The sequence below is a fragment of the Haloarcula sp. DT43 genome, assembly GCF_037078405.1.
GTDB classification, from domain to species: domain Archaea; phylum Halobacteriota; class Halobacteria; order Halobacteriales; family Haloarculaceae; genus Haloarcula; species Haloarcula brevis.
Genome location: NZ_JAYMGZ010000003.1, coordinates 1 through 19,391, shown reverse-complemented (window position 1 = coordinate 19,391; position 19,391 = coordinate 1). Strand labels below are relative to the sequence as shown.

Genomic DNA, 19,391 nt, shown 5'->3' with positions numbered 1-19,391 from the left:
TCAGTCGTACGTGTGAACGCTCCCCGTGGCGTTGTCTTCGATGTACGCCCAGTCGTAGTCGACGCCCAGGCCCGGTCCGTCGGGGACTTCGACCGTGCCGTCGTCGTCGACCGTGTCGAGCATGTCGGAGTAGCCGCCCTCGTACACCGGCGGCTGGGTGTTGGGCGCGTCGGGATGGACCAGGGCGAGTTCGTAGTAGTTCGTGTTGCGAATCGCTGCGATGCAGTGGCGCTGGGCGGGTCCCGGGGCGTGGAACTCCACGTCCAAGCCGAACCCTTCCGCGACCTTCGCCCGCTTCATCGCGCCGGTGATGCCGCCGTCGTACTCCGGGTCCGCGCGCAGGAAGTCCGTCGACTCGTTGGCCGCGAAGTCCGTCGCCGGCTCCAGCCCGCGGACGTGTTCGGTCTGGAGGATGGGGGTGTCGAGGGCCTGGCGGAGTTTCCGATGGGCGTGCTGTGAGACGCCGCCGTCCCGGTAGGGGTCCTCGTACCAGAAGAAGCCCTCTTCGTCGAGCGCGCGCCCGAGCTTCAGGGCGTCGGCGAACGTCTCCAGTTCGCAGGCGGGGTCGTGCATCAGGTCCATCTCGTCGCCGACAGCCTCGCCGACGGCGTGGACCGCCGCAATCTCGCGGTCCAGGTCCCGGGCCCCCTCGCTGCCGCCCCAGCCGTGGATTTTGAACCCGCCGTACCCCATCGAGCGACAGTCCTCGGCGAAGTCGGCGAAGGCCGCGGGCGTGTCGAGCCCGCCGTTCTCGTCCCCGTGATACGTGGAGGCGTAGGCGGGCAGTCGGGTCCGGTAGGTGCCGAGCAGTTCGTGGATGGGCGCGTCGTACTTCTTGCCGGCGTAGTCCCACAGCGCGATGTCGATGGGGCCGATACCCATCCGGTCGTACTTCCGCAGCGCCCGCTTCACCTCGCTCCAGTGGCGCTCGCGTTCGAGCGGGTTCTTCCCGACGAGGTAGTCGGCGAAGGTGTTTATCTGGGCAGCTCCAGGCGAGTTGCCGCCGACGTACTCGCCCGTGATGCCCTCGTCGGTGTGAACCTTGACGGCGAACAGTTTCCGCTCCGTTACCGCGCCCGGTTCGTACACGAGGTTGAACCCGTGCTGGTCTGTCCCGACGTCCTCGATGGGGTAGGCGAACTCGACGGACTCGATGCTGGTTATTTCCGGTGCCATACCACACTATGCGACACCACGGGAGATAAACGTGGGGTCTCCCGAGGTTTCATTTCACCGTGGTGTGTAGTTTGCCGTGGTATGGTCAAACACACACAGGTCGGCTCCGGTAGTGAGGCCGCCGTCGTCATGGGAGGCGACGCTCCGGCGTGACGATGCGCTTCGTCGATACACACACCCACACGTGGGGACCGGACACCGCGGAGCTACCCTGGCCCGAGACAGTGCTCCCGCCGGGCTGGGAGGGGGTCTACACCGCCCACGACCTCGTCGCGGACATGGACGCCGCCGGCGTCGAGGAAGCCGTGATGGTGACGACGCCGATGTACGGCCGCGGCGTGCGAGCCAACGAGTACACGATGCGGGCCATCGAGGCGTACCCGGACCGGCTGTGGGGAGTTGGCCTGATGGACTTCTACGGTGACCCCGACGAGGTCCGGGCGCGGCTCCGCCGGGTCGTCGGCCACGACCGGATGCTCGGCGTCCGGATGCACGCCTGCCTCGACTACGAGGAACACTCGACGGAGCTAAATCGGACCGCCGACTGGATACTCGACGAAGAACTGGCACCGGTCTGGGCCGAGGCCGCCGAGCAGGGAACGGCCGTGTTCGTCTTCCCGAAGGCCCAGCAGCTCCCGATGGTGGCGACGCTCGCCGAACGGCATCCGGACGTACAGCTAGTCGTCGACCACATGGCCTACCCCGACGAGACGACGGCCCCGGACGCGGCCCCCTGGACGGGGTTCGAGGCGCTGGCTGCCCACGACAACGTCGCGGTCAAGGTGAGTTCGCTCCCCCGGTCCAGCGGGGCGGAGTGGCCCTACGAGGACATGTGGGGGTACGTCCGCAACCTCGTGGACTGGTTCGAGGCCGAGCGCCTCATGCTCGGGTCCGACTACCCGTGGATGGACGACTGGGCGGGCTACGAGGACTGCCTCTCGTGGGTCGAGGCGGTGCCGTTCCTCTCGGCCCGCGAGTACTCGTATCTGGCCCACCGGACCTTCGAGCGGATTCACGAGTGAGCGGGGCCGGGACGACGCACTTGAGCGAACGCCCGTTTCGCAGGGCTGAACGTATCGACAGCGAAAGCAAACGGCAAACCTGGGAATTGTAACAGACGTACTTCTGTTAGACGAGTCGAGCATCCGTGTCATGAGGGGCCATACCACGGATGTTCAGTACAGCGGAACGAACCGACGCGTCTGGCGAACGCCGGGCGGACGGCTCAGGAGTAGGTGAGGTTGATTTCGACGACGTTGACCGCCGACTGGAGCAGTTCGGGGATTTCCTCGTGGAAGCGGTCGCCCTTGATACGGCTCGTGGGTCCGGAGACGCTGAGCGCCGCCACCGGGTCCCCGTCCACCGAAGTGACCGGAGCGGCGACACACCGCAGGCCCGGGAGCCGCTCCTCGTGGTCACACGCGTGACCCCGCTCCCGAATGTCGGCGAGTTCCGACTTCAGCGCCGCCCGGTCCGTGATGGTGTTTTCCGTCCGGGCCGGCAGGCCGTGCTCGTCGACGATGGCGTCGACCCGCTCCTCGGGCAGTTCCGCGAGGATGGCCTTCCCGAGCGCGGTGCAGTGGAGGTTCACTCGCTTGCCGCCGTACGTGTCGACCGTGACGGCTTCGGTCCCCTCGGCGCGGGCGAGGTACACGCCTTCGCCGTGTTCCTCGACGGCCACGTTGGCCATCTCGCCCGTCTCCTCGGCCAGCGACGCGACCTCCGGCCGGGCGGTCTCGTAGATGTCCATCCGGTGGCGCTTGTACTCCCCCAGTTCCAGGAACCGCAGTCCCACGCGGTAGGCGCTGCCTTCCTTCGTGATGTACCCCTCGTCTTCCAGCGTCCGCAAGTGGTTGTGGACGGTGCTCTTGGCGATGTCGAGGTGGTTGGCCACCGCCGTCGTCCCTGCCCCGTCCAGTCGCTTCAGCGCCTCGACTATCCGGAGCGACGTTCTGGTCGCGGTGATTGTGTTCTCCTCCGGTGCCATACTCCGACATGACCGCCCACTCATATAGCTCTGTTCACCAGAACGGAACGACCGTCCGGGCAGTCGCGACGGCGGGGACAGTAACCGTCGCGGGAGTTAAGGAGTGACTTCGGGCGGGCCCGTCACGTAGCCTTCCCGAGTCGTCGCCGGCCAAATGGCAGTGAGGCCCCACTTGATTATTCCTCACGTTCTATTATCGACAACATTTATATACTGACGGTTTAAATCGACATGCTATGCGAGGCAGTGACAGACGACGGTTCCTGAAAGCGACCGGCGCAGCAATCACGACAGTCGCACTCGCGGGGTGCGGTGGAGACGGTGGGGGCGGTGGCGGAGACGGGGGCGGCGGAGACGGGGGCGGCGACGGTAGCAACGGCGACTCCTCCGGGGACGGCGGGTCCACCGGCACCAGCGGCGGCGGTGGCGGGAACTCCCTCGACAAAATCGGGATGACGGCGTACGTCCGCGGGGGTTCCTGGATTACGGCCTACATCGAGGCGGCCCGGTTCTACGCCGAGGACCAGGGCATCGAACTCGACGTCCGGCCGAACCAGCAAAGCGCACAGAAGCAGGTCTCGGACATCCGCGAGTTCGCAAACAGCGACCACGACGCCATCCTCGTCGGCGTCTGGCAGACGGGCGCGGCCGAGGGAGCCATCAACCAGGCCATCCAAGGGGGGACGCCGGTGTTTGCGACGAACGCCGACACATCCAGTTCGGAGATTCCGCTGTACGTCGGGTTCAGCAACTACGACGGCGGCGCGAGCTCGGCCGAGCAGTTGCTCAATGCCCTCGAACAGCAGTACCCGGACAAGGATACCTGGCGCGTGCTGAACGTCCGCGGCGTCCAGGGGAACCAGTCGGCCAACCAGCGCTCGCAGGGGTTCCTCGACGTGATGGCAGAGCAGGACCGTGTCGAAGTCGTCCAGACGCTCAACGGCGAGTACGCCCGTGACGTGGCCCAGTCGACGACCCAGGAGTGGATTCAGGCCAACGGCCGCGTCGACGGCATCTACTCCGGGAACCTCTCGATGGGACTGGGCGTCGTCGGGGCGCTCCGGAACCTCGACATGCTGGCCCCGCGAGGCGAGGAGGGCCACATCTGTCTGACACAGATGGACGGCAGTCCCGAGGTGAACCCGCTGGTCGGAGAGGGGACCATCGACGCGGCGGTCGACCAGCCCAACTACTTCTACAACCCAATCGCGATGTACTACATGCGGGAGTACGTCGAGAGCGGGATGGACGACAGCGTCATCCCGGAGGTGGGGTCTGAGGTCACGTCCGACCAGTTGACCATCGAGTCCGGCCAGCACAAGGGCGTCGAGATGTGGTCCGAGCCCATCTGGGAGCCCGGGGTCATGCGCGAGCAGAACGGCCACCCGTGGTTCCGGACCAACAGCGTCGTCATCACGCAAGAGAACTACGACCAGCCGTTCCTCTGGGGTAACGTCTGGGGCTAACGCTAATGGCAACGGACCAAGGATTCATCGGCCGGACTGTCGGGGACCGGGACGACGTGATGCTGACGCTGTTAGACAACATGATATGGCCGATTCTGGCCCTCGTCCTGCTCGGGGTGCTGGCGTTCGTACCCCAGACGTTCAGGTCGGCCCAGCTAATCCTGTGGGGGGCCGTCCCCATCGGGCTGCTCGTCCTGGCCGAGAGCCTCTGTCTCCTGTCGGGACACTTCGACCTCTCTATCGGCTCCATCGCCGGCTTCTCGGCGATGTTCACCGGGATGATACTCGGGACCTGCCCGAGTTGCTGGTCGCTGACCACCAGCCCATGGATAGGCTTCGCCGTCATCCTGCTCGTCGGGTCGGTCATCGGCCTCGTCAACGGCGTGATGATAGCGAAGGTCGGGCTGAACCCGTTCCTGCAGACGCTGGCGTTTCTCATCATCTTCGAGGGTGCGAAGACGGCGATGCAGACCCAGCCGGTCACGGGCCTCCCGCTCGTGTATACGCAGGTCGGCGGGACGCCCCGGTTCGCTATCGGGCTGATGCTGGTGGCGTTTCTCGTCGCGGGCCTGGTGTTGCGGTACACCTCCTTCGGACAGGCGGTGTACGCGCTCGGGAGCTCGGAGCACTCCGCCCGCGAGGTCGGCATCGACACCGAGCGGCTCATCATCCTCATCTACACTATCAGCGGCGTGCTGTCGGCAATCGCCGGGCTGATGCTGACCGGGTTCGTCGGCGTCGTCCCGCCGCTCATCGGTGAGGGGCTGGTGTTCCAGGCGTTCGCCGGCGCGGTCATCGGCGGCATCAGCCTCTTCGGCGGCCGGGGGAAGATTACCGGCGCGCTCGGTGGCGTCATCCTCATCCAGGTCGTCCAGTCGGCGCTGAACAACAGTCCGGTCATCGACGCGACACAGATTCAGATGATAAACGGCATCGTCCTGCTGCTGGCGATTCTGCTGTACAGCACCCAGAGCAAGATTCGCGCTCGCATCCTCGCGAGTGGTGCGGTATGAGCGTCGACGAGAGCGGCGCGGCGGAACAGCGCCACGCCGAGAGCGCAGACACCGACTCGGCCGGCACGCCGAAGCTCCGCGCGGAGAACCTCACGAAGCAGTTCGGCCGCATCGTCGCCGTCGAGGACGTTTCCCTGGAGATACAGCCCGCGGAGGTGTTCGCGCTCGTCGGCGACAACGGAGCCGGCAAGTCGACGCTGATGAACATGCTCAGCGGCGTCCACGAGCCAACGAAGGGCCAGATATACAAGGACGGCCAGCCGGTGAACTTCAGTAACCCCTCCGAGGCGCGCGACAACGGCATCGAGACGGTCTATCAGGACCTCGCGCTGATGAACGACCTCGACATCGCCACCAACATCTTCATGGGCCAGTTCCCACAGACCGGGTTCGGCCCATTCAGCGTCATCGACTGGAGCGAAACCTACGAGCGGGCCGAACAGATAATGATGGACCAGCTCGGCCGGGACCTGGACATCAAGACCGAGGTGGAGTTCCTCTCCGGGGGCCAGCGACAGCTGGTCGCCATCGGCCGGGCGCTTGCCTTCGACCCGGACGTCATCATCCTCGATGAACCCACGAGCGCCCTCTCGGTGGACGCGACCCGGCTCGTCCAGGACACCATCGACACGCTGGCCGACCGGGGCATCACCATCGTCATCGTCAGCCACAACATCGAGTCGGTGCTTCGGCACGCGGACCGCATCGGCGTGCTGTTCCAGGGACAGCTCGTCGACATCAAGCAGCCAGCGGAGACCAGCCTGGAGGAGCTGAACGAGTTGATGACGACTGGGACGCTGGCAAGCGGTCGCCTCGACGACTAGCCCGACGGCGGGGCGGTCCCCGCCGCCTCCGAACGGGAGGTGCGCGAGCGGCGGCGCGACACAGACCCCCGGTTTTTCGGCCCCGGCGGTCGTGGTCGCGGTATGGACACGCCAACACAGGTCGTCGACATCGAGTGTGAAACCGGCGAAGGGCCGCTGTGGCACCCCGAGGACGAGCGTCTCTACTGGACTGACATCCCGAAAGGGCGGGTCTACCGCTACGACCCGGCGGCCGACGACTACGAGTGTGTCTACAGGGACGACAACGAGCGTATCGGCGGCTTCACCATCCAGCGGGACGGCTCGCTGCTGTTGTTCCAGGAGGCCGGGGCGGTCCGGCGGCTCTCCCGCGAGGACTGGACGACCGAGTCCGTCGTCGCCCCGGACCCCGACCGCTTCCACGAGCGGTTCAACGACGTCATCGCGGACCCCGAGGGCCGGGTCTTCGCCGGCGTGATGCCGGACACGGAGCGGGACCTGCCCGGACAGCTCTACCGGCTGGACACCGACGGGACGTTCACGCTCGTCCGGGAGTCCTGCGTGCTCCCGAACGGGATGGGGTTCACGCCCGACCGGTCACAGCTGTATTTCACCGACACCTGCGAAGTCGACCCGGCCGAGCCCGGCTACGTCTACCGGTACGATTACGACCGCGCGAGCGGCCGGCTCTCCGACCCCGAAGTGTTCTACGACGCGAGCGACATTGAGGGGTATCCCGACGGGCTGACCGTCGACAGCGAGGGCCACGTCTGGTCGGCGTTCTGGGACGGTGGCGCGCTCCACCGGTTCGCGCCTGACGGGACCCACGAGCGCAAGGTCGCATTCGACCCCCGGAAGGTGTCGTCGCTGACCTTCGCCGGTGAGGACTACGACACAGCCTACGCGACGACGGCCTGCGTCGAGAGCCGCGAAGTCGACGGACCGGGCGCGGGGAGCCTCTACCGGGTGGACCTCGGCGTGACCGGACGGCCCGAGTTCCGGTCCGCCGTCGAGGTCTGAACTCAGCCGTCGGTCCGGACCTGCTCCCGCAGGCCGCGCATGTAGCCGATGGCGAACAGCCGCCCGTTCGTGTGGTAGCCGGGGTTTGAGTTGTCCTCGCCGGCCATCGTCGGGACGTGGTCGGGCCGCATCACCACGTCGTCGTCGACGTGGCGCTCGTAGGCCCGCATCGCGGCGAGCATGTCCGTCGGGCCGTCGTCGTGCCAGGTCTCGACGAACCGGTCGGCGTCGCCCTCGACGTCGCGGAAGTGGACGAAGTTGATGCGGTCGCCGAACCGCTCGATAGCCGCAGGGACGTCCGCGCCCATCGCGGCGAAGTTGCCCTGACAGAACGTGACGCCGTTGTACTCGCTGTCGTAGATGTCGAGGACGCGCTCGTAGTTCTCGACGCTCGTGACGATGCGGGGGACGTCCCGGAGCGAGGCCCGCGGCGGGTCGTCGGGGTGGAGCCCGAGTTTCACTCCCGCCGCTTCCGCGACGGGGACGACCTCCCGCAGGAAGTACTCCAGTCCCTCCCAGAGGTCCTCGTGGGTCGCGTCCGGCAGCGTCTCGGGCCCGCCGCGGGTCTTGTCGACGTCGAACTCGGTGACGTAGGAGCCACCGCGAGCCTCGACGTGGGCGCCGGTCCGCGCCCAGCGGACGCCCGCCATCCAGTCGTAGCAGACGACCGGAATCCCGACTTCGCCGCAGTTCCGGAGGAACTGCTTGAACACCTCGATGTCCGCGTCCCGACCCTCCCGACCGAGGCGGACCCGGTCCGAGATGGGGACCGACCCTTCGAGGACGGAGAAGTTCAGTCCGACCTCCGACAGCCAGTTCGAGAGCCCCTGCAAGTCGTCGTACGTCCACTGCGTGCGGCCGTTGCCGATTTCCAGCGGATGAATGACGGCGTCCTCGACGCCCAGCTGTCGGGCGAGGTGCCAGCGTTCGTCGGGTTCGTGTGGCAACACGAGTGCGGGCGAAACCATACCAGCCGACTCGCGGGGCGGCCACTAATACCCACCGCCCCCGTAACGCTGATTTGCCAGCCCCGAGTGGAGCCGGTATGGGAGACACCGAGCGAGCCGTCTACGTCCAGCGACTCGACCCCGACCAGCGGGAGGCGTACGTCGACGCCCACGACGAGGTCCCCGAGGGCGTGACCGCCGCGATGGAGCGGGGCGGCGTCGAGACGTTCGAACTGTACGTCCGCGAGGACGTCGCGGTCTGCATCTTGGAGTGTGCGGACCTGGACGCCTACCTCGACGCCGTCAACGGCGACGAGGCCGTCGCGGAGTGGGAGCGCTACACCGGCCAGTTCAAGCGGTCGGGCGTCGACGCGGACGCCGACCCCGAGGCCGGCATCCCGTTCATGGAACGGGTCTGGTGGTTCGAGCCCGACGCCGAGTGAGCCGGCACGGCCACGTCAGTGGCCCCAGAGGTCGCCCTCCGGGTCGTATCTGGCGTCCATGATGCGGTCCCACTGCGCGTCCGAGAGGGCGACTTCCGTCGCGGCGACGTTCTCGTCGAGCTGGTCGACCGTACGGGCCCCGACGATTGGGACGCAGGTGAACTCGTCCCAGTCCATCAGCCAGCGCAGGGCGACCTGGGCGGGCGTCGCGCCGAGGTCGTCGGCGACGGCCCGCACCTCGTCGAGGACGTGCCAGCCCCGCTCCGAGAGGTAGTAGTCGTCGAAGAAGTCGTCGAAGCTCCCCCGGGACCCGTCCGGAGCCTCGACGGCTTCGGGGTCGTCCGGGTCGGCGCGTTCGTACTTCCCGGTGAGGAAGCCGCCGGCGAGCGGCGAGTACGGGCAGACCGCGAGGTCTTGGTCGGCACACACGTCGAGATAGTCCTTCACGTCCTCGTAGTAGCCGGCGTGGTGGAGCGGCTGTGTCACCTCGAAGCGCTCGTAGTCCTCGACATCGCTCTGCCAGAGGGCCTTGGTCAGTTGCCAGGCGGCCATCGTCGAGGCCCCGAGGTGGTGGACCTTCCCCGCGCGGACGAGGTCGTTTAGGGTTGCCAGCGTCTCCTCGATATCGCTGTGCTCGTCCCAGCGGTGGATGTAGTAGAGGTCGAGATAGTCCGTGTCGAGGCGGTCCAGCGTCCCCTCCACCTGCGCGCGGATGTGCTTGCGGCCCAGGCCCGAATCGTTCGGACCGGGTTCGCCGCGGCCGTCGAAGGGGAAATACACCTTCGAGGCGATAACGAAGTCCTCGCGGTCGTAGTCCTCCAGCCACTCGCCGATATACTCCTCGCTCGTGCCGTGTGGGGTGCCGTAGACGTTGGCGGTGTCGATGAAGTTGACGCCGCGGTCCCACGCCGCGTCCAGCAGGTCGTGGGCCTCCTCGCGGCCGGTCTCGACCACGCCGTTCGTCTCCTTGCCGAAACGCCACGTCCCGAGGCAGAGCTCGGAGACGCGGGTCCCCGTGCTGCCGAGTTGTCGGTACTCCATGACACCAAGTGTTCGGCTGGCCCTGTAAAACGGTTTTCCCTCGACCTACCTGAACTCCGGGGCGACCTCGTCGCCGAACAGTTCCATCCCGCGGTGGTCGGGGAAGTCCAGAAACATCAGCTGGAGTTTCTCGAACCCGAGGTCGCGGATGCGCTCTATCTGCTCGGCGACCTGTGCGGGCGTCCCGATGAGCATGTCGCCTTTCTCCCGGGCCTCGGCGGCGTCGCTCAGTTCGTCGTCCATGTCCGACTCCTCGCCCCACGGGAGCGGGAAGATGTCATCGACGGCCGCGTCGACGGCCGCCTCGTCCTCCCGGACGAGCGCGTGTGCGAGCCACGACCGCTCGACGGAGTCCGGGTCCCGCCCCTCGTTTTCGAGGTACTCGTCGAACTTCCGGGCCTTGAACTCGATGGGGCGGCCGCGGGCCCGGCCGCTGATTTCGACGTTCCACTCGTCGGCGTGGCGGGCGGCGAGCCGGAGCATCTTCGGCCCCGCGCCGCCCACGACAATCGGCGGGTGGGGCTTGCTGACCGGTTTCGGCTCGTTCAGCGCCCCGTCGATGCTGTAGTGCTCCCCGTCGAAGGTCGGGCTGTCCTCGGTGAACATCGCCTTGACGACCTGGAGCCCCTCGTCGAGCATCTCGATTCGGGTGCCGACGTCGGGGAAGTCGAAGCCGTAGGCGCGGTGCTCTTCCTCGTGCCAGCCGGCCCCGAGGCCGAGCCGGACCCGCCCCTCGGAGAGCACGTCGACGGTCGTCGCCATCTTCGCCAGCAGCGCGGGGTTCCGGTACGTAATCGAGCCGACCAGCGGCCCGAGGTCGACGTCGTCGGTCCGCTCGGCGAGCGCGCTCAACAGCGTCCAGACCTCGAACTCCTCGGCCTTCGGACCGAGCATGAAGTGGTCGGGTGCCCACAGGCCTTCGAGGCCGGTGTCGACCGCGGTGTCCACGCCCCGGAGGATCGTCTCCCGGTCGAGACTGTCGAGCATCGGTGTGTCCCGGTGAACGCCAGCGCCCGCGTAGCACTGGACCATCCAGTCGAACTGCATACGCCTACTGGCACCGGAGCGAGAATAACTGTTGGGGGTTCACAGGCCGCTGTGTGCGAGCCAGCCGCCGTCGACCGCGAGGTTCGCGCCGGTGATGAACGACGCCTCGTCGCTGGCCAGGAACACCGCGGCGTCGCCGACGTCCTCGGGCGTCCCGAACCGGGGCAACAGTGTGTGGTCCGCCGCTTTGGCCACGTCCTCGTCGGTGTTGATGTCCTGCAGCGGCGTCTCGATGTAGCCGGGGTTGATGCAGTTGACCCGGACGCCGTCCGACCCCAGTTCGACCGCGAGGTCACGAGTCATGTTGACGACGCCGGCTTTCGCCGCCGCGTATGGCGGGCCGCCGCCGCCTTCGAAGCCCCGCACGGAGCCGATGTTGAGTATCTGCCCCCGGCGTTCGACGAGGTGTGGCACGGCGAACTTCGCGCAGTAGAACGCCCCGCTCAGGTCCACGTCGATGGAGCGGTGCCACTCCTCGACGGTCGTCGACTGGGAGTCCCCCGCTATCTGGATGCCGGCGTTGTTGACGAGAACGTCGACGCCGCCGTAGGTCTCGACCGCCGTGTCCACCATCGCGGCGACGCTGTCGGGGTCGCCCACGTCGGTTTCGACGTACGTGGCCTCGCCGGCCATCTCCTCGGTGACGACGACGTCCGTCGGGGTCGTCACGTCGCTGTCGTACCGGGCTCCCTGTTTGGGCTCCCGCCGGACGTCGGCGACGACGACGCTCGCGCCCTCTTCCCCGAACCGCCGCGCGATGCCGCGCCCGATGCCACTCGCTGCGCCGGTGACGACGACTGTCCGGTCCGCGTGTCGCTTGCCAGACATAGCTAGAGGTTCACAGCCAAGGACTTAACGGTGTCCGAAGAACGCCCCGTCGTCGTCGTCCCGCCGGGACGTACGACAGGTAGGACGTCGGGAGCGAGGCGAGAACGCCGGTAGAGACTGCAGGACGGCAATCAGGCGAATGAACGGATGCCTTCGAGGCAGGCACCGATGGGATGGTAGCCGGGCTCGACGGCGACGCCCGACTGCGTGGGAACCGGGTCGTTCGCCTCCGTCACTTTGGTGTACCAGTTACGCAGGTCCTGATTGACGAGATTAGCGTCGGCGTACTGCCAGAACGTGTCGTACCACGTCCGGTACGCCGTGTCCCCGGTTACGTCGTAGAGGGCCGCCGCGGCACCGATTGCCTCCGCGACCGCCCAGGAGTACTTGTCCCGGACCAGCGGTTCCAGGTCCAAATCGACGGTGTAGTAGAAGCCGCCGTCGTCGTCATCCCAGCCACAGGCGATGGCCGCCTCGAACAGTTCTTCGGCCCTGGTACCGAGCCACGCCTCGTCACTGTGTCGGGCGAGGACCGCCAGCAGTTTCGCCCATTCGATTTGGTGGCCCGGTTGGTATCCCCACGGCCGGAACGTGTGTCTCGGGTCGTTCCGGTTGTAGTCGAAATCGTGCTCCCAGTCGCTGGCGTAGTGTTCCCAGACGAGTCCGTCCGTCTCCGCCGCCAACTCGACCGTGAGTGCCTCGGCGATGGTTTCGGCTCGCTCCAGATACCGCCGGTCGCCGGTCGCCTCGTAGGCCGCTATCAGCGCCTCACACATGTGCATGTTCGCGTTCTGGCCGCGATAGTCGGCGGCCTCCGTCCAGTCGGGGTCGTACTCGCTCTTACAGAGGCCGTGCTCCGGCTCCCAGAAGCGGTCGGTCAGGAGCCGGTATAGTCGCTTCATGTCGTCGCCGACGCCGGCGATGTCGGCCTCGGCGGCGCGGGCGAGCGCCAGGAACGCGAACGCGTGACCGTAGCAGACGCGTTTCGAGTCGCGCGGTTCCCGGCCGTCGAGGAGCCAGTGATAGCCGCCACGGGCAGCGTCACGGTGGGAGGTTTGCAGGAACCGGAGGCCGTGTTCCGCGGCGGACCGACACCAGTCCGGGCCGTGCAGCGTCGACGCGACGCAGTAGTTGACGACGAACCTCGACGTGGCGACCAGGTGTTTCGCGGAGCGGTCGTACACCTCGCCCGTCTCCTCGTCGAACTGCGCGACGTACCCGCCCGCGTCCTCGTCGAGACACTGCGGGTAGTAGAAGTTCAGGACGTCGCGAATCTGACCGCGCAACCATTCGGCCGACCGGTACTTCGAGTCGGGGTCCATACACCGCCTCACTGTCCGGTACGGCAATAATGTTCTGGGTGTCCTGGACGCTGCTCTGGCGGGTAAGCACCAATGGACGAGAGCATTGGTAAACCAAGCTTCGGTGAGAGAGTATATCAGAATAGCGTTTCGTTCATGTGATTCGCAAATGTATATTAGACGCTTCGGGAAAGTATGGGTGTCTTTTCTGGTTCGAGATACATATCGAGATTATTTATCCGCGTTAGTACGACTGTTGCACTTATTTTCGGAAATATACCCCAATCACTCACGAATTACACGCAGATATCGTCGAAGCGCACACTATTGGGACAAGATTTCGAGAGATGGGTGCCGTTCCGAAGTAAAAACGGAGCGTCCCCCGCTTCTGATAGTGCGAAATACCCCCTCGGTCCGCCCGAACGACCCTGCCCAGGTGTGAGTACCGTTCGGTGCGGCAGTTCCGGAGCCGTAAGCGAAAAGGTCCGCACGCTCCTCTTTCGAACCGCTATGTCAACGACGTTGACCGTCGAAGGGATGAGCTGCGGTCACTGTGAGCAGAGCGTCGAGGAGGCCATCGAGGCCCTGGACGGCGTCCGGAGCGCCGACGCCGACCGGGACGCCGAACAGGTGACCGTCGACGGCGACGCCAGCCAGGAGGACCTCGTCGCCGCCGTGGAAGACGCGGGCTACGACGCGGCACCGTAGACGGCATCGGTCAGCGTTGCGGTCACTGCGGATTCGACGTTTTTGCAAGTAGGTAGCTGTACGCTCCGGGCGACGCCGGTGTCCGGTAGCCAGCGCCGGGACCAGTGGCTCGGGAGTTCTGTCAGTCGAACAGTCCCGCTTCCCGGAAGCCAGTCATCAGGTCGTCGATGAGGGCCTCGGCCGACTCGTAGGGGTAGTCCTGGTACTCGGCGTACTCCGCGCCGAAGTCCATCACGCCGACGCTCACGTCGCCCGCCTCGAAGGTCGTGCCCGGGCCGTCCGGCAGGACCGGGACCAGTTCCATCGGTTCCGTAACGGGATAGTCCGCGCTGTTGAAGACCGCTTCCAGTTCCGCTCTGAGTTGCGCAGCGGTGTCGGCTGTCATAACAAGACGTTGGTCGAGCGGGAGAAAAAGGCTTGTTCTGCCCGGCGAGCGAGGCGCGCGTTACTCGGTGTAGCCCAGGTCCCGAAGATTGCGCAGTATCTCCTCGTCCTCGACGGCGGCGTCGATGGCCTCGTCGACGATGTCCTGTTGCTGTTGAATCACCTGGAGGAGCTGTCGTGCGCTCCTGAGTTTGTATCGTACGTCGGGGTCGTCCACGTCGTCGAAGGCCCCTTCCAGTAACTCGTCTATCGTGGCGAGGGTCGTGTCAGCCATGTGTGCGCTGTAGTGGAAATCGGACGACTAATCGTGATGGGATATCAAGGAGAGTCCCATCAGAAGCACATGGGCACAGTCTTGGGGCACGTGTTAGCAGAAACCGACCGGCAGGTCCTCGTCATCTAGCGATTTTTGTTACAGGCAAATAGAAGTTTAACTTTTCTTTATATCTGTATTAGATCAACTCTGTTACTGGTAACGCCGTTGTACGTTTCGCCGCTGTACTATACTGAAAGCACCTCTCTCCTGAGCCAGTGCATGAATATTGTCATTTATATATTTTTATTGTGCTATACTACACGACATATCAGACTGTATTTTTATTTATAGAAAATATACAACTTCTTTTAAATACTCCCATAGGCCAAACGTGATGTCAGATAAGACACGCCGTCGCGTGCTGGAGGGCGTTGGTATAGGACTCACCGCAGGCCTTGCAGGCTGTAGTTCAGACAGTTCTAGTGGCGGCTCCGGGGACGGGTCTACTGACGGAGCAGATAGCGATTCCGGCACGACTGTGGGGTCAACGGGCAACGACTATGAACCGGTCACGTTCCTGGAAACGCCCGGTGAGACGCCTGGAGACACCGAAGAGATGTGGGAGCCGTTTTCGGAGTACGTCAGTTCGGAGGTCGACGAGCTGGACCTGGACGTCCAGTTCGCCGATAGCACCTCGGGAATCGGCCAGTCGCTTATCAACGACCAAGCCGAGATGACGCGCAGCGACATCGTGTTGCTCGCCAATCCTGAGGAGATTGACGTCGTCGGTATCGTCAACGAAGGCGGTGCGTCGGTGTACTTCTCCGGAATCGCGACACGCCCGGACTCCGATATCGAGGAGCTCGCTGACCTCGAAGGGGAGAGCATCGTATTCGCCGACCGGCTCTCGACGAGCGGGTCGCTGTACCCCAACTATATGCTCAACCAGGCCGGGCTCGATTCCGGAGAAGCCCCGTACGGCGACCCGGTCGATTACGACGGGACGTGGACGAGCGGCCAGGCGGGCGCGATAGAGAACTTCCTCAACCGGGACGAGTTCGCCGCCGTCGGCTGTGACATCGCTGTGCTCTTGGAGTACATCTCGGAAGACCAGTGGCCGGACCGGGTCCGCGAACAGTCCGGCCGGTGGGACGACGACGTCGGGTCGAGTTCGACGGAACTGGAACTGGTCGAAGCGTCGCAGTCGCTCCCTCTCTCACCGATCATCGCTCGCAGTAACTGGGAACACCCGCTTCGCTCCGACATCGAAGAGGCGATACTCTCGATAGACGAGGGGACGCTGCGGGAGCCGGACGGGGACGTAGACAACCCGATCAGTGCGGTTTCGCCGGGCAGTAACGAGGATTACCAGCCCATCCTCGACGTTATCAACACGCTCGGCGTCGATCTGGGGGACCTGTAGCTGTATATGGGCCTGAATGTGCAGGATTTGACCAAAGAGTACGGGGACACGACAGCCCTATCTGGTGTCTCCTTCGAGGTTCCCGACGGGAGCTTCGCTGTCGTGCTCGGCGAGTCCGGGGCCGGCAAGTCGACGCTGCTGCGGATCCTCAACGGGTTGACCGAACCCACCTCCGGGAGCGTGTATCTCGACGGCCAGGAAATCACCAACTCGCGGTCGGACGTCGGGATGGTGTTTCAGCAGCACAATCTCGTCGATGAGCTGAGTGCCTACGATAACGCCCTGACTGGGACATTCAATCGAACCGGCTTCGTTCGGAGCCTGCTCAACCGACAGCCCACAGAGGACAGAGAACTCGCACTGGAGGCACTGGAGACGGTCGGGTTACTCGACGAGGCAGGCCAGAGAGTAGACCGAATGAGCGGGGGCCAGCAACAGCGCGTCGGAATCGCACGCGCGCTGGTCCAGCAGCCCGCGCTCCTCCTCGCCGACGAGCCTGTCGCCAGTCTGGACCCCGCCAGTGCCGAGACGGTGATGGCGTGCTTCCGTGAGACTGCCAAGAAGCGCGACCTCACGACGCTGGCGAGCCTCCATCAGGTCAACATCGCCCGGGAGTTCGGCGAGCAGTTTATCGGCCTGAAAGACGGTACGGTGGTGTTTGTTGGCTCGCGCGCGGAACTCACACCCTCGATTCTCGAAGATATCTACGGTGAGATACAGACAGAAGAACTGCGCGAAGGGACCGACTCGAACGAATCTACACAGGCCAAACCGGCCGACAAGGGTGCCAGATTATGAGTACAGATTCCGATTCCCTCACCGAGAGGCTCCTTCAGCGATTACTGGGCGGTAGTCGAGGCGATTCAGCCGTCAAACAACGGCACATCGAACTGAAGCGTGCCAGACTAGTTCGTCGGCTGGCTCAATCAGCTCTACTTGCTGGTATTGCGGCACTGCTGTACGTGTCATTGAACGCGGCCGGGTTCTGGAGTACGGAATGGGTGGTGTATTGGCCACAGTTCGTCGAGGCACTCGCGCAGTATTTCCCGCCGAAGCTGTATTTCGACCTACTTCCCTTCGTCGACCTCGGCCGCTACTATCAGTTCGTGAACGAAGCGGGGCTGGTCGGAGAAGCGGGAATCACGCTCGCAATTGCGCTCGCGGGCACGATTATGGGTGCGCCGCTGGCACTGCTGTTCGGTATCCTCGGAAACGAGCGAGTCATCCCGTTTCCATTCAACTTCCTCTTCCGGGGCGTGATGAGTATTATTCGGTCGATTCCGGCGCTCGTCTGGGCGCTGATATACGTTCCCTTGGGCGGTATCACTCCAGTAACGGCAACCCTCGCGCTCGGTACAGACACTATCGGGGAACTGGGCCGTCTCCTCACCGACGAACTTGAAGAGGTAGATGACGGACCCATCGAAGGAATCAAAAGCACTGGCGCAGGCAAGCCGCAGATAATCACGTTCGGAATGATTCCTCAGATGGTCCGCCCGTTCATCGCGTGGGCGATGTTCGTTCTGGAGAACAACGTCCGGTCTGCGGTCAGTCTCGGTATCATTGGAGCGGGGGGTCTCGGAGTGACGCTCACGATTGAGCAACAAACCTTCAATTTCACCAATATGATGGCGACGATTCTGTTTATAGTGATACTCGTCATCTCCGTTGAAATGATCAGTCAGAGAACGCGGTCCTACCTCCGTGAGGGCGACGACGTAGAACAACTGAGCTTCTATCAGTTAGCTGTCGGCTTCCCGGAACGGATGGCCGATTCGCTCCTCAAATAGACAGGTGGGGCCGTGACAAGATCACCGACCACCGGCCCGCCGATATCCGAGCCGAGTTTCGGACTGTGATTGCAGGAGTAGAGGCACCGATTGTCGATACGGACCTTCTATCTCCCCGAGGTTTCGATACACTCTCGGGCCGGTCAAAGAAAAAGGAAATCCATTCCAAACCCACCCAGACTGTAACAGCTCTGAGGCTGGTACCGCTGCGGTCAATACGTATGCTGCACTCGGCGGTACTCCAATCTATCCAGGTGGTGATGACAAATTCGAGGTCACTGTCATCCACAATGCCATTCACGCGCTCACCCCGGGTGATATAGATACACCATCAGACGGCTGTTCCCAAGACCACTCTGAGGACCATTCTCTTGGCGCAATCAATTCATCAGGACATGTGTCACCGGCACAAACATGGTACACAACTGCTGTCGCATCGGGCAACCACCACCTTGTGACAACTGCTCAGGCAACCCAGAAGAACCCGCTACCGGTGTCACAACCGATATAAGTCCCTGCACAAAAGATGCGATTGTTAACTCTGCTGACAGGCTAGGATAGTAAAAAGAACACTCCTTATATATTTCAGAGAGTCTGCAAAATGGGACCGAATTCAAAAAACCGATTCATTGGTTGGGCGCTAATTATATTTGCAGTAGCATTGCTTATTATCTCTGGTTTACTCATTGGTGCTCCCTCGGAGCCGACGAACAGGGCTTACACCACAGAGACGAATGAATCGCAAGTGTCTCCGGATGACGAGGTAGTCAGTTACAATAACCTTTCAGCAGCGGGCCAAGACGTGTTCGACCAAGCACTCCGTGCTGATGGGATTGCCACAGTGAATCAGTCACCGCCAGATTTCGACTATCCAGATGATACAATGGACGCTACCTATGTCGAAAAAAGCGGGACTATATACACTATAGCCACTGGATCAAACCCATGCAGGATATGTGCCTTCGTGGAGCCACTTGGTATTGTGGTTGGGCTCGCGGGGGTCATCCTGTTACTGAGCGGTGTGTATCGCCTGGTAAGCAGGGGAACTGACGCTACGTAGGGCTGCTGGTCAGCCGAGTTCCTTTTTGCCTAATTTCAGTTTTCCCGCAGGTCTCTTGTACAGAGAGCAACAACACGGACAGTTATCCTCCACTGACAAATCTAAAACCGAGGAAAGAAGCAGCAACTGAACCTAAGACGAGAATTGCCGCGAAGCGGAGTAAACCCGCCGTCTGTCGCCGATTCTTCGGGAGGGATTCTGCGATTCCGGACAGCGCGGTTCCAACGCCGAGAAACAATACCCACCTAGTATCGCCTGCGACGCCGATGCTTGCGGTATACGCGAACATACACAAGAAGGAGAGCGACAGGCCGAACTGAAAGAGTGCAATTGGACGCCCTTGCGGCTCATTAAATAGTGTCTCGCTAACAGAGGGGACCATGCGATACAGGTTCCTGCTCACGCCACAAAAGGATGTTTCAACGTGATGCCAGTAACACGTCCACTCCTATGTTACGCGATTGTGCTGCAAGGGACGAGGGGCACCATACTACGGGGCTCGCGCTCTATGCAGCAGCACCCTCAGTAACTACTTGATATCTCTCAGTAGCGGAGTGGTCCATACAGCGTGTTGAAGTATCAGTACCTCACAAAGCCGGTTAGTTAGAACGTCTGCTTGCTGAAGATGTGTCCAAACACCAGCAGCAAGCAGACAGTGAAATCCACGAAGACCAGCTCCTTAACTTCCTCGTCAACCG

At 63.5% G+C, this 19,391-nt stretch carries 20 protein-coding genes; 11 read left to right on the top strand and 9 right to left on the bottom strand.

Going from position 1 to position 19,391, the window contains the following annotated elements; genetic code table 11:
- Window positions 1-1,176: an enolase C-terminal domain-like protein gene (locus tag VI123_RS11990; protein ID WP_336338295.1), complete on the bottom strand. Its 1,176-nt coding sequence runs from the start codon at window positions 1,174-1,176 to the stop codon at window positions 1-3.
- A gap of 155 nt (window positions 1,177-1,331) precedes the next feature.
- Between VI123_RS11990 and VI123_RS11985 the strand changes: the two genes are divergently transcribed.
- On the top strand, window positions 1,332-2,198 hold the full coding sequence (locus VI123_RS11985; protein ID WP_336338294.1) for an amidohydrolase family protein: 867 nt from the start codon (window positions 1,332-1,334) through the stop codon (window positions 2,196-2,198).
- A gap of 203 nt (window positions 2,199-2,401) precedes the next feature.
- Here VI123_RS11985 and VI123_RS11980 read toward each other — a convergent pair whose 3' ends face one another.
- Entirely contained in the window at window positions 2,402-3,163 is a 762-nt protein-coding gene (locus tag VI123_RS11980; protein ID WP_336338293.1) for an IclR family transcriptional regulator, read from the bottom strand.
- A 236-nt stretch (window positions 3,164-3,399) separates the two neighbouring features.
- Between VI123_RS11980 and VI123_RS11975 the strand changes: the two genes are divergently transcribed.
- From VI123_RS11975 to VI123_RS11960, 4 genes are all read left to right on the top strand, one after another.
- Entirely contained in the window at window positions 3,400-4,629 is a 1,230-nt protein-coding gene (locus VI123_RS11975) for a substrate-binding domain-containing protein (RefSeq protein ID WP_336338292.1), read from the top strand.
- Window positions 4,630-4,634: 5 nt separating this feature from the next.
- Window positions 4,635-5,642 carry an ABC transporter permease gene (locus VI123_RS11970; protein WP_336338291.1) on the top strand — a complete coding sequence of 336 codons (1,008 nt, stop codon included), beginning with the start codon at window positions 4,635-4,637 and terminating at the stop codon, window positions 5,640-5,642.
- The gene (locus VI123_RS11965; protein ID WP_336338290.1) at window positions 5,639-6,466 is read left to right on the top strand and encodes an ATP-binding cassette domain-containing protein; all 828 of its coding nucleotides are present in this window, start codon (window positions 5,639-5,641) and stop codon (window positions 6,464-6,466) included. Before VI123_RS11970 ends, VI123_RS11965 begins: the two co-directional genes overlap by 4 nt.
- Window positions 6,467-6,568: 102 nt before the next feature.
- The gene (locus tag VI123_RS11960) at window positions 6,569-7,465 is read left to right on the top strand and encodes an SMP-30/gluconolactonase/LRE family protein (protein ID WP_336338289.1); all 897 of its coding nucleotides are present in this window, start codon (window positions 6,569-6,571) and stop codon (window positions 7,463-7,465) included.
- 2 nt (window positions 7,466-7,467) lie between these two features.
- Here VI123_RS11960 and VI123_RS11955 read toward each other — a convergent pair whose 3' ends face one another.
- Window positions 7,468-8,433 (bottom strand): mannonate dehydratase, encoded by a 966-nt coding sequence (locus tag VI123_RS11955; protein ID WP_336338288.1) that lies wholly within the window; start codon window positions 8,431-8,433, stop codon window positions 7,468-7,470.
- Between the two features lie 77 nt (window positions 8,434-8,510).
- On the opposite strand from VI123_RS11955, the gene VI123_RS11950 reads away from it, so the two are divergent.
- Window positions 8,511-8,855 (top strand): L-rhamnose mutarotase, encoded by a 345-nt coding sequence (locus VI123_RS11950; RefSeq protein WP_336338287.1) that lies wholly within the window; start codon window positions 8,511-8,513, stop codon window positions 8,853-8,855.
- A 15-nt stretch (window positions 8,856-8,870) separates the two neighbouring features.
- Here VI123_RS11950 and VI123_RS11945 read toward each other — a convergent pair whose 3' ends face one another.
- The 4 genes from VI123_RS11945 to VI123_RS11930 all read right to left on the bottom strand — a co-directional run bounded on the left by VI123_RS11945 (window position 8,871) and on the right by VI123_RS11930 (window position 13,093).
- Window positions 8,871-9,896 (bottom strand): aldo/keto reductase, encoded by a 1,026-nt coding sequence (locus tag VI123_RS11945; RefSeq protein WP_336338286.1) that lies wholly within the window; start codon window positions 9,894-9,896, stop codon window positions 8,871-8,873.
- Between the two features lie 45 nt (window positions 9,897-9,941).
- Window positions 9,942-10,943, bottom strand: coding sequence for a TIGR03560 family F420-dependent LLM class oxidoreductase (locus VI123_RS11940; protein ID WP_336338285.1), 1,002 nt, complete (start codon window positions 10,941-10,943; stop codon window positions 9,942-9,944).
- 39 nt (window positions 10,944-10,982) lie between these two features.
- Complete coding sequence (locus VI123_RS11935) at window positions 10,983-11,771, bottom strand: SDR family NAD(P)-dependent oxidoreductase (RefSeq protein ID WP_336338284.1); 789 nt, start codon at window positions 11,769-11,771, stop codon at window positions 10,983-10,985.
- 131 nt (window positions 11,772-11,902) lie between these two features.
- The gene (locus tag VI123_RS11930) at window positions 11,903-13,093 is read right to left on the bottom strand and encodes an AGE family epimerase/isomerase (RefSeq protein ID WP_336338283.1); all 1,191 of its coding nucleotides are present in this window, start codon (window positions 13,091-13,093) and stop codon (window positions 11,903-11,905) included.
- Window positions 13,094-13,582: 489 nt separating this feature from the next.
- On the opposite strand from VI123_RS11930, the gene VI123_RS11925 reads away from it, so the two are divergent.
- On the top strand, window positions 13,583-13,780 hold the full coding sequence (locus tag VI123_RS11925) for a heavy-metal-associated domain-containing protein (protein WP_336338282.1): 198 nt from the start codon (window positions 13,583-13,585) through the stop codon (window positions 13,778-13,780).
- A gap of 121 nt (window positions 13,781-13,901) precedes the next feature.
- Here the strand turns inward: VI123_RS11925 and VI123_RS11920 are convergent, their stop codons facing one another.
- Complete coding sequence (locus tag VI123_RS11920) at window positions 13,902-14,165, bottom strand: MTH865 family protein (protein WP_336338281.1); 264 nt, start codon at window positions 14,163-14,165, stop codon at window positions 13,902-13,904.
- 60 nt (window positions 14,166-14,225) lie between these two features.
- Window positions 14,226-14,438: a hypothetical protein gene (locus tag VI123_RS11915; RefSeq protein ID WP_336338280.1), complete on the bottom strand. Its 213-nt coding sequence runs from the start codon at window positions 14,436-14,438 to the stop codon at window positions 14,226-14,228.
- Window positions 14,439-14,814: 376 nt separating this feature from the next.
- Between VI123_RS11915 and VI123_RS11910 the strand changes: the two genes are divergently transcribed.
- From VI123_RS11910 to VI123_RS11895, 4 genes are all read left to right on the top strand, one after another.
- On the top strand, window positions 14,815-15,843 hold the full coding sequence (locus VI123_RS11910) for a PhnD/SsuA/transferrin family substrate-binding protein (RefSeq protein WP_336338279.1): 1,029 nt from the start codon (window positions 14,815-14,817) through the stop codon (window positions 15,841-15,843).
- Between the two features lie 6 nt (window positions 15,844-15,849).
- Window positions 15,850-16,641, top strand: a complete 792-nt coding sequence (phnC, locus tag VI123_RS11905; protein ID WP_336338278.1) for a phosphonate ABC transporter ATP-binding protein — start codon at window positions 15,850-15,852, stop codon at window positions 16,639-16,641.
- A complete protein-coding gene (phnE, locus tag VI123_RS11900) occupies window positions 16,638-17,633 on the top strand; it encodes a phosphonate ABC transporter, permease protein PhnE (protein WP_336338277.1) in 996 nt (331 codons plus the stop codon). The genes phnC and phnE overlap by 4 nt, the downstream gene beginning before the upstream one ends.
- 745 nt (window positions 17,634-18,378) lie before the next feature.
- Window positions 18,379-18,693 (top strand): hypothetical protein, encoded by a 315-nt coding sequence (locus tag VI123_RS11895; protein WP_336338276.1) that lies wholly within the window; start codon window positions 18,379-18,381, stop codon window positions 18,691-18,693.
- Window positions 18,694-19,391: the final 698 nt, after the last annotated feature.

Coding starts and splice junctions, on each gene's coding strand:
- VI123_RS11955 (WP_336338288.1), bottom strand. CDS start 8,433: ATGGTTTCGCCCGCACTCGTGTTGCCACACGAACCCGACGAACGCTGG.
- VI123_RS11915 (WP_336338280.1), bottom strand. CDS start 14,438: ATGGCTGACACGACCCTCGCCACGATAGACGAGTTACTGGAAGGGGCC.
- VI123_RS11910 (WP_336338279.1), top strand. CDS start 14,815: ATGTCAGATAAGACACGCCGTCGCGTGCTGGAGGGCGTTGGTATAGGA.
- VI123_RS11920 (WP_336338281.1), bottom strand. CDS start 14,165: ATGACAGCCGACACCGCTGCGCAACTCAGAGCGGAACTGGAAGCGGTC.
- VI123_RS11940 (WP_336338285.1), bottom strand. CDS start 10,943: ATGCAGTTCGACTGGATGGTCCAGTGCTACGCGGGCGCTGGCGTTCAC.
- phnC (WP_336338278.1), top strand. CDS start 15,850: ATGGGCCTGAATGTGCAGGATTTGACCAAAGAGTACGGGGACACGACA.
- VI123_RS11930 (WP_336338283.1), bottom strand. CDS start 13,093: ATGGACCCCGACTCGAAGTACCGGTCGGCCGAATGGTTGCGCGGTCAG.
- VI123_RS11990 (WP_336338295.1), bottom strand. CDS start 1,176: ATGGCACCGGAAATAACCAGCATCGAGTCCGTCGAGTTCGCCTACCCC.
- VI123_RS11960 (WP_336338289.1), top strand. CDS start 6,569: ATGGACACGCCAACACAGGTCGTCGACATCGAGTGTGAAACCGGCGAA.
- VI123_RS11965 (WP_336338290.1), top strand. CDS start 5,639: ATGAGCGTCGACGAGAGCGGCGCGGCGGAACAGCGCCACGCCGAGAGC.
- VI123_RS11975 (WP_336338292.1), top strand. CDS start 3,400: ATGCGAGGCAGTGACAGACGACGGTTCCTGAAAGCGACCGGCGCAGCA.
- VI123_RS11985 (WP_336338294.1), top strand. CDS start 1,332: ATGCGCTTCGTCGATACACACACCCACACGTGGGGACCGGACACCGCG.
- VI123_RS11950 (WP_336338287.1), top strand. CDS start 8,511: ATGGGAGACACCGAGCGAGCCGTCTACGTCCAGCGACTCGACCCCGAC.
- VI123_RS11945 (WP_336338286.1), bottom strand. CDS start 9,896: ATGGAGTACCGACAACTCGGCAGCACGGGGACCCGCGTCTCCGAGCTC.
- VI123_RS11980 (WP_336338293.1), bottom strand. CDS start 3,163: ATGGCACCGGAGGAGAACACAATCACCGCGACCAGAACGTCGCTCCGG.
- VI123_RS11935 (WP_336338284.1), bottom strand. CDS start 11,771: ATGTCTGGCAAGCGACACGCGGACCGGACAGTCGTCGTCACCGGCGCA.
- VI123_RS11925 (WP_336338282.1), top strand. CDS start 13,583: ATGTCAACGACGTTGACCGTCGAAGGGATGAGCTGCGGTCACTGTGAG.
- VI123_RS11970 (WP_336338291.1), top strand. CDS start 4,635: ATGGCAACGGACCAAGGATTCATCGGCCGGACTGTCGGGGACCGGGAC.
- phnE (WP_336338277.1), top strand. CDS start 16,638: ATGAGTACAGATTCCGATTCCCTCACCGAGAGGCTCCTTCAGCGATTA.